11 protein-coding genes are annotated in these 11,281 nt (G+C 63.2%); 2 read left to right on the forward strand and 9 right to left on the reverse strand.

All coding sequences use genetic code 11. The features are described 5' to 3' along the window. Positions 1–2 precede the first annotated feature (2 nt). The 7 genes from U5775_RS21940 to U5775_RS21970 are packed head-to-tail and all read right to left on the reverse strand — an operon-like array spanning position 3 to position 6,716. The gene (locus U5775_RS21940) at positions 3–1,058 is read right to left on the reverse strand and encodes a CaiB/BaiF CoA-transferase family protein (protein WP_322060189.1); all 1,056 of its coding nucleotides are present in this window, start codon (positions 1,056–1,058) and stop codon (positions 3–5) included. Beyond that, the gene (locus tag U5775_RS21945; RefSeq protein ID WP_322060190.1) at positions 1,055–2,206 is read right to left on the reverse strand and encodes an acyl-CoA dehydrogenase family protein; all 1,152 of its coding nucleotides are present in this window, start codon (positions 2,204–2,206) and stop codon (positions 1,055–1,057) included. Before U5775_RS21945 ends, U5775_RS21940 begins: the two co-directional genes overlap by 4 nt. 9 nt (positions 2,207–2,215) lie before the next feature. Then, on the reverse strand, positions 2,216–3,046 hold the full coding sequence (locus U5775_RS21950; protein ID WP_322060191.1) for an SDR family NAD(P)-dependent oxidoreductase: 831 nt from the start codon (positions 3,044–3,046) through the stop codon (positions 2,216–2,218). 27 nt (positions 3,047–3,073) lie between these two features. Further along, positions 3,074–3,493, reverse strand: coding sequence for a MaoC family dehydratase (locus U5775_RS21955; RefSeq protein WP_322060192.1), 420 nt, complete (start codon positions 3,491–3,493; stop codon positions 3,074–3,076). A gap of 9 nt (positions 3,494–3,502) precedes the next feature. Then, the gene (locus U5775_RS21960) at positions 3,503–3,943 is read right to left on the reverse strand and encodes a MaoC family dehydratase N-terminal domain-containing protein (RefSeq protein WP_322060207.1); all 441 of its coding nucleotides are present in this window, start codon (positions 3,941–3,943) and stop codon (positions 3,503–3,505) included. Between the two features lie 2 nt (positions 3,944–3,945). Continuing rightward, entirely contained in the window at positions 3,946–5,130 is a 1,185-nt protein-coding gene (locus U5775_RS21965; protein ID WP_322060193.1) for a lipid-transfer protein, read from the reverse strand. A gap of 26 nt (positions 5,131–5,156) precedes the next feature. After that, the gene (locus U5775_RS21970) at positions 5,157–6,716 is read right to left on the reverse strand and encodes a long-chain-fatty-acid--CoA ligase (protein ID WP_322060194.1); all 1,560 of its coding nucleotides are present in this window, start codon (positions 6,714–6,716) and stop codon (positions 5,157–5,159) included. Positions 6,717–6,859: 143 nt separating this feature from the next. Between U5775_RS21970 and U5775_RS21975 the strand changes: the two genes are divergently transcribed. Continuing rightward, positions 6,860–7,864, forward strand: coding sequence for an AraC family transcriptional regulator (locus U5775_RS21975; RefSeq protein WP_322060195.1), 1,005 nt, complete (start codon positions 6,860–6,862; stop codon positions 7,862–7,864). A 61-nt stretch (positions 7,865–7,925) separates the two neighbouring features. Here the strand turns inward: U5775_RS21975 and U5775_RS21980 are convergent, their stop codons facing one another. Further along, positions 7,926–9,017 (reverse strand): porin, encoded by a 1,092-nt coding sequence (locus U5775_RS21980; protein ID WP_322060196.1) that lies wholly within the window; start codon positions 9,015–9,017, stop codon positions 7,926–7,928. A 289-nt stretch (positions 9,018–9,306) separates the two neighbouring features. On the opposite strand from U5775_RS21980, the gene U5775_RS21985 reads away from it, so the two are divergent. Next, the gene (locus U5775_RS21985; protein WP_322060197.1) at positions 9,307–10,338 is read left to right on the forward strand and encodes an AraC family transcriptional regulator; all 1,032 of its coding nucleotides are present in this window, start codon (positions 9,307–9,309) and stop codon (positions 10,336–10,338) included. A 167-nt stretch (positions 10,339–10,505) separates the two neighbouring features. Here U5775_RS21985 and U5775_RS21990 read toward each other — a convergent pair. After that, a partial coding sequence (locus U5775_RS21990) for a HoxN/HupN/NixA family nickel/cobalt transporter (protein ID WP_322060198.1) occupies positions 10,506–11,281 on the reverse strand: 776 nt, incomplete at its 5' end.

Raw genomic sequence — 11,281 nt, forward strand, 5'->3', positions numbered from 1 at the left:
CCTCATTCTGTCGCCGGAATATCATCGGCATTCGCCGGCAAGGAAAAAAAGCGCGGCGCCGCGGCCACGTCGATCGCGCCGCTTGCGTCGACTCGATAGATCCCGCGCGCAACGTTGTGCCGATGCTCCGCCGCCTCCGCCAGATCGAGCACGGGTGCAAAGCAAACGTCGGTGCCTTCGAGCAGCTCGCACCAGTGCGCGCGCGGACGGCTCGCGAACAACGCCGCGAACCGCGCTTTCAACGCCGGCCAGGCTTGAACATCGTATTGCGCGGCAGGATCGACGTCGTCGAGACCGATCTTGCTCAGCAATTGCGCATAGAACTGCGGCTCGATCGCGCCCACCGTAATGTGCTTGCCGTCCGCACAGGCATAGACGTCGTAGAACGGCGAGTCGTGAAACAGGCTCGGCCGCGCCCCGTCGATTTGACCGCCCGCCCGTATCCATTGCACGAGCGAACCAAGCATGGCCAGCACATCGACGATCGCGCCGTCCACGATGCGGCCTCGACCACTCGCTCTCGCATCGAGCAGCGCGCAGGCCATGCCGAACGCCAGTCCCAACGCGCCCGCCGCGTCGCCGACGACGGTCGGCGGCACGATGGGCACGCCCCCGTCCCGTGCAGAGAGCGAAAGCAGGCCGGTCAGCGCCACATAGTTGAGATCGTGCCCCGCTGCCTGCGACAGCGGGCCATGCTGCCCCCAGCCCGTCATGCGGCCGTACACGAGCGCCGGATTCACGGCAGCGCAATCGTCGGGACCGAGGCCGAGCGTTTCCATCACGCCGGGCCGGTTGCCCTCGATCAGCGCATCCGCTCCCGCGACGAGCGCAAGCGCCTGCGCCCGCTCAACCGGATGCTTGAGGTTCAGTTCGATCACCGTCTTGCCGCGCCGCAGCGGGTTCTCTGCGCTCGACATCCGGCTGGCCACCGCGTTCCCGCCCGGGCGAGCGATCACGGTGACCGACGCCCCCATATCCGCCAGCATGCGTGCGGCCAGCGGACCGGGGCCGATCCCCTCGAACTCGACCACGCGAATCCCGTCCAGAGGTTGCTTCATGACGCTATGCCTCGCGCGATCAATTCCTTCATGATCTCGTTCGCACCGCCGTAAATGCGCTGCACGCGCGCATCGGCATAAAAGCGGGCAATCGGATATTCGGTCATGTAGCCATACCCGCCGAACAACTGCAGGCATTCGTCCGTCACCTTGCATTGCTGCTCGGTGGCCCACGACTTCGCCATGTACGCAGCAGTGTTCTCGAGCCGGCCGTCGACGAGACGTTGCACGCAGTCGTTGACAAACGTACGCACCACATGCGCGAGCGTCGCGCACTCGGCCAGCTTGAAGCGTGTGTTCTGCAGATCGTAAAGCGACTGACCGAACGCCTTGCGCTGCTGCGTGTACTCCAGCGTCAATTCGACGACGCGCTCGATCACCGCCGCCGCCGGCACGGCGATCAGCATGCGCTCGTACGGAAGCTGGCTCATCAGTTGCGCAAAGCCTTTCCCCTCGGTGCCGCCCAGCAGGTTGCCGGCCGGCACGCGCGCGTTCTCGAAGAACAGTTCCGCGGTATCGGATGCATGCTGCCCGAGCTTTTCGAGCCGGCGCCCGACCTCGAACCCCGGCAGATTCTCCGGCTCGACCACGATCAGCGACACGCCGCGGCTGCCGGCTTCTCCCGTTCGCACCGCCACGACCAGCAGATTCGCCGTATAACCGCTCGTGATGAACGTCTTGGCGCCATCGAGCACGTAGTGCTCCCCCTCGCGCCGCGCCCGCATCCGCAGCGCCTGCAGGTCGGAGCCACAGCCCGGCTCCGTCAACGCAATGCCGGCGAACAGCTCGCCGCTTGCGAGTTTCGGCAACCAGCGCTGCTTCTGTTCCTCCGTGCCGTAATCGAGAATGTAGTGCGACGCGATCGAGTGCACCGCCACGCCGACGGGAAACTCGGCCCGAGCCAGTTCGTCCTGCACCACGCACTGGTACGCGAGGCTCGCGCCCGCTCCGCCGTAGGCTTCATCCATCTCGGGCAGCAGGAATCCCATGCGTCCGAACCCCGACCAGACTTCGCGCGGAATATAGCCCTGCCTGCGCCACTGCTCCAGATGCGGAGACAGCTCGCCCGCGATGTAGCGACGCACCTGCTCGCGAAATGCTTCGATATCCGAATCCATCCAGGGATGGCTGTGTGGCTGCGGTAGCATCTCGACTCCTCAGATACCGGTGAGGCCGCCGCTGCACAGCAGCGTCTGGCCGCTCACATAGTCGGATTCCGGCGTGCAGAACAGGTACACGGCGCCCGCGGCCTCTTCCGGCGTGCCCGCGCGCCCCAGCGGAATCCCCTTTTCCATCGCGGCGAGCAGGTCGGGGTTCACGCCCACCTTGATCTCGCGCCCGTCGATGTTGGCGGTCGACTCTCCCGCCGCGGCGCTCGTCAAACGCGTCTTGATGAGGCCGTACGCAACGCAGTTGACCGTCACGTTCAGGCGCCCCCACTCCTTCGCGAGCGTCTGCGTCATCCCGACGATGCCCGCCTTGCCCGCCGAATAGTTGACCTGCCCCGCGTTGCCGAACAACCCGGCAACCGACGAGATGTTGACGACCTTGCGCACGACCCGCTGCCCGGCCTCCGATTCGCTTTTCGACAACGCGCGGATCACCGGTTGCGCGGCGCGCAGGATCCGGAACGGCGCGGTCAGGTGGCAATCGATCATCGCGTACCACTGTTCATCCGTCATCTTCTGGATCACGTTGTCCCACGTGTAACCCGCGTTGTTGACGATGATGTCCAGTCCCTTGAACTGTTCGACCGCGGTGCCGATGAAACGCTCCGCGAAATCGGGCGACGTCACGTTGCCGATGCAGGCCACGGCTTCGCCGCCGGCCGCCTGGATCGACTGCACCGCTTCCCGCGCAGGCGCCTCGTCCAGGTCGTTGACGACGATACGGGCTCCTTCGCTGGCCAGCTTGAGCGCGATCGAATGACCGATGCCACGCCCCGATCCCGTTACCAGCGCGACTTTCCCTTCGAGTTTCCGGTTCATGAATGCTTTCTCCTTCGTTATCCTGAATCAGTGCAGTGCGACGAGCGCCTCGCCTGCGATTTTTGTCTGTCCGAACTGGTTGGTGCTCTGCACCTCGATGCGCACGCAGCGTTCTCCCGCAACCTCCAGTTTCTCGACGACACGGCCCGTGCAGTTGACGACGTTGCCGAGATGGGTGATGCCCTGGAAGCGCACGTTGAACGCGCGCAATTGCGACTGCGGCGCCCACCCGGTAATCAGCCGCCCGAGCCATGCCATGCCGAGCATGCCGTGCGCGAATACGTCCGGCATGCCCGCCCGGCGCGCGTAATCGAGGTCGATGTGAATGGGATGGTGGTCGCCGGACGCACCGGCGAACAGCGCAAGCATCTTGCGATCGACAGGCGGCAGCGTCAGCATGGGCAATGTGTCGCCGATCGCGACCGATTCAAAACTGGGATTCGTCATGGCGGCCCTTCAATTGCGCACGACCATCACCGATCGCATGTTCGCAACCGGATCGCCGTGCTGGTTGGTCACCCGGGATTCGATCTCGATGAATTCGAGCGCCCCGCCCTTCTTGTCGTAAATGTCCTTGATCCGCGAACTGACGACGACCGTATCGCCCGCCACGACCGGGCCCAGATACTCGAAACTCTCCTCGCCGTGCAGGATCTTCTGCGGCGGCACGCCGAGCGTTTCGAGCAGCCCGAACATGGCGCCCGAATCGAGTTCCGCGGCGAACAGGAACGTCGGCGGCGCCGGCAGGTCCGTGTAGCCGGCGGCACATGCGGCCGCTTCGTCGAGATAGACGGGATGGGTCTCCCCGATCGCCTTCGCGAAGAACTTCAGCCGGCCACGCTCGATCGGCAGCGTCGAGTCGCCGATGTGATGCCCGATCCACTTCTTGTCGATCATCTTCAAACCCTCTCGTATAACGTGACGACGCAGGCGCCGCCCAAACCCAGGTTGTGCTGCAGCGCCAGGCGCGCGCCGTCGACCTGCCGCGCGCCCGCATGGCCGCGCAATTGCTCGACGAGCTCCGTGCATTGCGCGAGGCCGGTCGCGCCGAGCGGGTGTCCTTTCGACAGCAGCCCGCCGGACGGATTGGTGACGACCTTGCCGCCGTACGTGTTGTCGCCGTCGACGACGAACTTCTCCGCGCCGCCTATCGGGCACAGGCCCAGCGCCTCGTAGGAGATCAACTCGTTGTGCGCGAAACAGTCGTGAAGCTCGACCACCGCGATGTCCTCGGGGCCAACGCCGGCCGCGTCGTACACCTGCTGCGCCGCGCTGCGCGTCATGCTGAAGCCGACCACTTCGCGCATATCCTTCGCGTCGAACGCCGATGGTGTGTCGGTCGTCATCGCCTGCGCCCGGATCCGTACGCTCGCGTCCAGCCCGTGCTTCTTCGCGAACGCTTCCGACACCAGCAGCGCCGCGGCAGCGCCGCAAGTCGGCGGGCACGCCATCAGCTTCGTCATGACGCCCGGCCAGATCGTCTGCGACGCCATCACGTCCTCTTCCGACACGACGGTCCGGAACAGGGCCAGCGGATTGTTCGCGGCATGGCGGCTCGCCTTCGCCCGGATCTTCGCAAAGGTCTCGACCTTCGTGCCGAACTCCTGCATGTGCGCAAGCCCCGCGCCGCCGAAATAGCGCAGCGCGAACGGAACGCCGGGTACGTCGATCAGTTCGGCGGTGACGTCGTCGAAGCGTTCGAAGGGGCTGGCCCGGTCGTTGAACACCGATCCGAGCGCACCGGGCATCATCTGCTCGAAACCGAATGCCAGCGCGCAATCGACGACCCCGCTCGCCACGGCCTGACGCGCAAGAAAGAGTGCGGTCGATCCCGTCGAACAGTTGTTGTTGACGTTGACGACGGGAATGCCCGTCATGCCGACTTCGTACAGGCCTCTTTGCCCGGCGGTCGAATCGCCGTACACATAGCCGGCATAGGCTTGCTGCACGTGGCGATATTCCACGCCCGCATCCGCCAGCGCGGCCAGGATGGCCCGGTTGGCCATGACCGGATACGGCTCGCTGGCCCCGGGCTTCGTGAACGGGATCATGCCGACGCCGGCAACAATCACGGATGAACTCATGCTATCTCCTCGATTTGAACAGGGACTCAATTCACGTTCCGCCCGTGACCGACCCAGAACGGCGCACGCAATTCTGTCTTCAGGATCTTGCCGGTACCGGACAGCGGCAATGCTTCGCGGAATTCGATGCTGCGGGGGCACTTGTAGCCGGCAATCAGCACCCTGGAATGCGCCATCAATGCCTCCGCGGTCGCTTCCATGCCCGGCTTCAGCACGACGACGGCGTGCACCGACTCCCCCCAGTCGCCGTTCGGTATCCCGATCACCGCGCACGTCGCGACTGCCGGATGCTGGGCAATCGCGTTCTCGACCTCGGCCGAATAGACGTTCTCGCCGCCGCTGATGATCATGTCCTTCTGCCGGTCGACGACGTAGATGAACCCGTCGTCGTCCATGTATCCGCCGTCTTCCGTATGCATCCATCCGTCTCTCAGCGCAGCGGCCGTCTGCTCGGGCTTGTTCCAGTAGCCAAGCATCACGTTCGGCCCGCGCACGACGATCTCGCCGACCGTGCCGCGCGGGACTTCGCTGCCATCCGGATCCACCACGCGCACTTCCGTGCAATAGCTGGCCCGTCCGCCCGAACGCAGCCGCCCGAGTTTGCGTGCGGCCGGTTCGTGGCACCAGGCAGGGTTCACCGTGGCAACGGGCGACAGTTCGGTCATCCCGTACGCCTGCACGAATTGAACGCCGGGCAACGCGGCCATCGCACGGTCGAGCACCGCCTCCGAGATGGGGGACGCGCCATAGACGATCATCTGCAGACTCTCGAGGTCGCGGGGATCGCGTATCGCAGGGTGATCGACCAGCATCTGGATCATCGTCGGCACGAGCAGCATGTGGGTCACGCGATCACGCTCGATTGCGTCCAGCACGAGTTCCGGCGAGAAGGTCTGGACAACCGAATGCGTGCTGCCTTCTATCCAGTGCGACATCGCAATGCCCATATCGGCGAGATGGAACATCGGCGCCGCGTGCAGATAGGTGTTGTCCGGCGCCGCAATTCCCTCCGCACGCAACGCCAGCCCCGAACTGATCAGATTCGTGTGGCTCAGCATGACGCCCTTCGGGAAACCCGTCGTGCCGCCCGTATAAAAGATTCCGGCCAGATCGTCGCCGCTGCGCGCCACGTCCTCGATGGGCTCCGTCGCCGCGATCAGCGCCTCGTAGTCGTGCATGCCTTCGGGCACCGCGCCGTCGCCGCAATAGACGATCTCGCGCAACGTCGTCGCCTTGCCGCACAGCGACTCCGCTAGCGCCCTGAACGTATCGTCGACGAACAGGATCGACGATCCCGAATCGTCGAGCGAGTAAAGGATCTCCGTTGCGGACCAGCGCGTGTTGCACGGATTGAGTACGCCGCCGCCCCACGGAACGGCCATCTGGAATTCCAGGTAGCGGTCGGAATTCTGGGCCAGGATCGCGATTCGATCGCCCGTCTGCATGCCCAATACCTGCAAGGCACCCGCGAGGCGTGCGACGCGTACTGCGAACTGGCGAAAGGTCGTCTGTTTCGTGCCGAAGCGAACCGCAATGCGATCGCCCTTCTGTTGCACGGCACGATGCAAAGCCTGGGTCAGGTACATAATTGTCTCCGTAACGTCCGCTTCAGCGCGGATCGATTGCTTTGTGCATGTCGTTCATGTTAGAAAAGTCGACCTTCGCGGGCAATTGCACATTGCCTCGCCGACATGACGAAACGCCTCAAACCAGCAGGTCCCGGGCCACGATGCTTGACGCTCCCATCACCATTCCTGTCGTCTTCGTGCATGGCATGCTTTCCGGACTCCGGCGGCGCGGCGAATCGTGCGACCGCTTTCTCGAGGCGGCCGATATCCCCACGTCCTTGCTGGACGATCCTGGCGCCCGTATTACTGCTGCCCAATATGTCGCGCTGTTCAAATCCGTGATCGATTTGCGCAAAGACGAATGCCTCGGCCTCCTGTCTCGCCCGCTGAAGCCGGGCAGCTTTGCGCTCGTCGTGCGTGCCGCCGCCACCGCTCCCGATCTGGAGGTCGCGATCCGGCGCCTCGCGAAGACGTTCCAGGTGCTGCAGGACGACGTGGTAATCGAAATGCCCCACCGAAATCGGCTCGTCGGCCTGGCATTGCGTTTTCAGAATCCCGACGACACGCCGATCTTTCTGCATGAACTGCTGCTGCGCGTCTTCTGGCAACTGGCCGCGTGGCTGGCCGGCGGCAAGCTCCCCCCCGCATCGTTCGACTTCGCTTTCGATGTCCCCGAACACGCCGCCCAATACAGTGCGATATTTCCGGCCTCTCACCATTTTCGGCAGTCGCGCACCACCCTGTGGTTCGACGAGACCTGGCTGAGCAGCCCGGTCCGGCGCGACAGGGCCGCCTTGCGGGAATTTCTCGCGGATGCGGAGTCTAGAATGGTGATACCTCAGCAGAGCTCGAACATCGTGAGTGCGCGAGTCTGCGCCTACCTGTCACGCACCCAGCCCGAATGGCCCGATCTGACTGTCGCGGCCAGCGCAATGAACATGTCCGTCGCGACCCTCCAGCGACGACTCGCGGTCGAGGGCACGTCCTTCCAGGCGCTCAAAGACGAGCTACGCCGCGATATCGCGATCATGCGCCTGAACACGACGAACACGACACTCGCGCAATTGGCGGAAGAACTCGGCTTCACCGACAGCGCCGCATTTCAACGCGCGTTCAAGCGCTGGGTAGGCAATGCGCCTGGTGCGTACCGTCGAAAAGACGCTTGACGGAACGTCCCCGGCCGGCCCCGCACGAAGCCGATCGCATCCGCCACCCAGCCCGCTTCGCCTAGAAGCTGTGGCGGATGCCGATATTGACGCCGGTTGTCGAGCCCGCCGGCCCATACAACGCACCGTTGAGAGAAAGCCCGGTGTTCATCTTGCCGTGATTGTTGACGAAGCCGACCTGCGCATAGATATCGGTTGCCTTCGACAGAAAATATTCGGTGCCGACGACAGCCAGAATGGAGTGATTGGCGGTGTCGTTTCCATCACTCGTATACCAGACGCCGGCGTCGGCATTCAGCCCCGGCGTCACGAGGTAACTGAAGCCACCGCTATAAACCCGGTTGTCGAACGATCCCGCCACCTTGTAGTTGACGAAGGAGGCCTTCAGCGTCAGCTTTCCGAATTCGTACGCGCCGCCGATCGTGCGGCCCGTGAATTCAACCGTGCTGGGCACCGGAATCGATGCCGCCGTTCCGCCGGCATTGCCGTCGTAGAGCGCGGCATCGACCGTCAACCCGCCGAGTGTGTACTTCAGGCGAGCGGCATATTGCCGGCCGGCCTGAAAGTCGCCCGCCTCGCCCCCGAGCGCCCACATCACGCTGCCCTGCAACCCCGCAATGACGGGGCTCGTATACGTCACCGCGTTGGGATTGAAAAGGCCCGTTGAAAGAACGCTGCCGACGTAGATGACGCCGCCGCTGCCGAAGTAGGATACGTTGCGCGCGTCGGTGTCGATGATCGACAGGACAAACGGCGAATATTGCAAGCCCGCCTGCACGGTGCCGAATCCGCCGGTCAGGCCAACCCAGGCCTGGCGCCCGAAGAAATTACCGTTCGAGTTGCCAAAGCCGCCGTTCGCCAGATCGATGCCGCTTTCCAGAGCGAAGATCGCCTTGATGCCTCCGCCAAGATCCTCGGTCCCCTTCAGCCCGAATCTCGATCCGGCCGAACCCCCGTCGATAAACGAAAATTGATGGCCGGCGCTCCCTCCCGTCGCGGGGTTCAATGTCCTGCTCGTGTACAACAGGCCGCCATCGACGACGCCATAAAGCGTGACACTGCTTTGCGCATGGGAAAGACCGGCCTGGCTGCCCAAAATTGCGCCTATTGCAACAATTTTCCAGACCGGCGTCCAGTTGCGTTTTTCTCGCATATCGCTTGTCTCCATCCTGAATATTAGTTTTACTAAGTAATTTCCTGTCTTTCACTTACATCGACCGGATACCCGGCCACCGTGCGGCAGCCTCCCTGCCGCATCGTGCATCGTTGCCCCCTGCAGGACCAACGTCGGTAGAGACGGAGAGGCAACCCGACGATCCACGATGCCATCATCCTAGAAACATTCAGCCGGCAGCGCGATTGCATAACGGACTATTACTGTTGCAGAATAGCTCACCCCCCCGGAATCACCGCAGCCGCCATCGCGCTCTCCCCTGCCGACCATGCTTTCCCAGCCGATTTCCGTCTCGATTGCGTTTGTGCGCGGCATGCTTTCGGCCCTCGAGGCAAAACATGTATCGTGCGACGATTGGTTGTGGGCGGCAGGCATCCCTCCCGCGCTGCTGGAAGAGAAAGACGCTCGCGTATCGGCGGAACAGTACGTTTTGCTGTTTCACCGCCTGATCGAGGAACTGGACGACGAGGGGCTCGGGTTCTTCTCGCAACCGCTGCGAAAGGGAACCTTCGCCATGCTCTTTCGCAGCATCCTGACCGCGGCCACACTCGATATCGCCATGCAGCGACTCTGCAAGGGATTCGAATTGCTCCAGCAAGACGTGCGCATGCACCTGGTCAGGCAAGACGGCCTGACCGGCTTATGCATCGTCATTCCGCCGGGTCTACAGCCGGGAACCCCGTTTTTGCCGGAAAGCCTGCTGCGTTCGTTCTTTCGCTTGCTCGACTGGTTGCAGGGCGGCCAACTCATGGTTGTCGGCTTCGACTTTGCCTATCCGAAACCCAGTCATGCCGGCGAATACGGCAAGCTATTTCCTGGAAAAGTGCGCTTCGACCAGCGCGCCTTCGCGATGTGGGTCAACAGCGCGGATCTGCGGGCTCCCATGTATCGCGACGATGCCGCACTGCGCCAATTTCTTGCCGAGTTCTACCGGCACATCGTCATACCGCGACGCAGCGCTCACCTGGTGCGGGAGCAGATCCGGGAATACCTTATTCGGGTAAGCCCGCTATGGCCCGATCTCCAGCGGACGGCCAAGGCTTTGGATAAGTCCGCTAGCACGCTTCGGCGGCAACTGGCCGACGAGGGAACGTCGTTCCAGATGGAAAAAGACACACTGCGCCGGGATCTGGCCATCGTGCGCCTCGTCAGCCCTGGCGTGCCACTTTCGGAGATCGCGAACGAATTGGGGTTTTCGGACTGCGCCGTGTTTCAGCGAGCCTTCAAATCGTGGACGGGAAGCGCTCCCGGGGCCTATCGGCAGCAGAGGCTGCGCTCCGGGCGTGTGGCCGGGCTGTGAGGGTCTCTGTCCATTGACCCACCCGTGAGCGCATTGGCGCACCCGCTCGCTGACGATCCGGCAACGTAATATGCCGGGACCGTCGACCACGCGCCACGCAGGTTGGCTTGGGTCGTCCCGCCTGACGGTGAAAGCGACCGGCTCGAGGCGCGCGGGCCGCCGCTACCTCAAGCCTGCCCCGACGTAATCTCCAGCTCGTCGAATCGCTTCCAGCGATAGACTGCAACCGAGCACAGCCAGCTCACGATAAACACGCTGACAATGACATAACCGATCAACCCGAAGTTGTCGTTCAGCTTGCCTATAGTGTCCCAGAACGGACCTGAAAGCTGGAACTGGTCTCCGAGCAGCCCGAGCCCTTCTATGCCGCCGACCACCAGCGCGACGACGACCGAAATCGACGTGATCGTGATGTTGTAATAGAGCTTGCGGACGGGCTTCACGAACGCCCAACCGTACGCGCCGAGCATAAGAATGCTGTCCGTCGTATCGATCAGCGTCATGCCAGCCGTGAACAGTATCGGAAAGACGAGTATTGACCAGATCGGCATGCCTTGGGCGGCGCTGGCAGCCGATATGCCGAGCAGGCCGACCTCGGTCGCCGTGTCAAAGCCGAGTCCAAACAGGAAGCCCAGGAAATACATGTGCCAGCTTCGAGTGACGAGTCCGTACAGCGGCCGGAAGATACGGGACAGAAATCCCCGGCTCGCGAGCAGCATGTCGAAGTCCTCTTCGACGTAGGGCTCACCGCGCCGCACGCGGTTGAATGCGGCAATGACGGCCTTCAGGATGAACAGGTTCATCAACGCGATCGCGAACAGGAAGAACGTCGATACCAGCGTGCCGATGACGCCACCGATGTCCTTGAATGCGTCCAAGCGGCTTTTCATGGCCAGCGCGGTAGCGGCGATGCCGATGGACGCCAGCACGACGATCGTCGAAT

Origin of the sequence: Paraburkholderia sp. J63, assembly GCF_905220245.1 — a bacterium.
Lineage (GTDB): Bacteria > Pseudomonadota > Gammaproteobacteria > Burkholderiales > Burkholderiaceae > Paraburkholderia.

Excerpts from the sequence above, each read along its gene's own strand:
- U5775_RS21950 (WP_322060191.1), bottom strand. The coding sequence starts at position 3,046 with ATGAACCGGAAACTCGAAGGGAAAGTCGCGCTGGTAACGGGATCGGGG.
- U5775_RS21945 (WP_322060190.1), bottom strand. The coding sequence starts at position 2,206 with ATGCTACCGCAGCCACACAGCCATCCCTGGATGGATTCGGATATCGAA.
- U5775_RS21955 (WP_322060192.1), bottom strand. The coding sequence starts at position 3,493 with ATGACGAATCCCAGTTTTGAATCGGTCGCGATCGGCGACACATTGCCC.
- U5775_RS21965 (WP_322060193.1), bottom strand. The coding sequence starts at position 5,130 with ATGAGTTCATCCGTGATTGTTGCCGGCGTCGGCATGATCCCGTTCACG.
- U5775_RS21960 (WP_322060207.1), bottom strand. The coding sequence starts at position 3,943 with ATGATCGACAAGAAGTGGATCGGGCATCACATCGGCGACTCGACGCTG.
- U5775_RS21985 (WP_322060197.1), top strand. The coding sequence starts at position 9,307 with ATGCTTTCCCAGCCGATTTCCGTCTCGATTGCGTTTGTGCGCGGCATG.
- U5775_RS21975 (WP_322060195.1), top strand. The coding sequence starts at position 6,860 with ATGCTTGACGCTCCCATCACCATTCCTGTCGTCTTCGTGCATGGCATG.
- U5775_RS21980 (WP_322060196.1), bottom strand. The coding sequence starts at position 9,017 with ATGCGAGAAAAACGCAACTGGACGCCGGTCTGGAAAATTGTTGCAATA.
- U5775_RS21970 (WP_322060194.1), bottom strand. The coding sequence starts at position 6,716 with ATGTACCTGACCCAGGCTTTGCATCGTGCCGTGCAACAGAAGGGCGAT.
- U5775_RS21940 (WP_322060189.1), bottom strand. The coding sequence starts at position 1,058 with ATGAAGCAACCTCTGGACGGGATTCGCGTGGTCGAGTTCGAGGGGATC.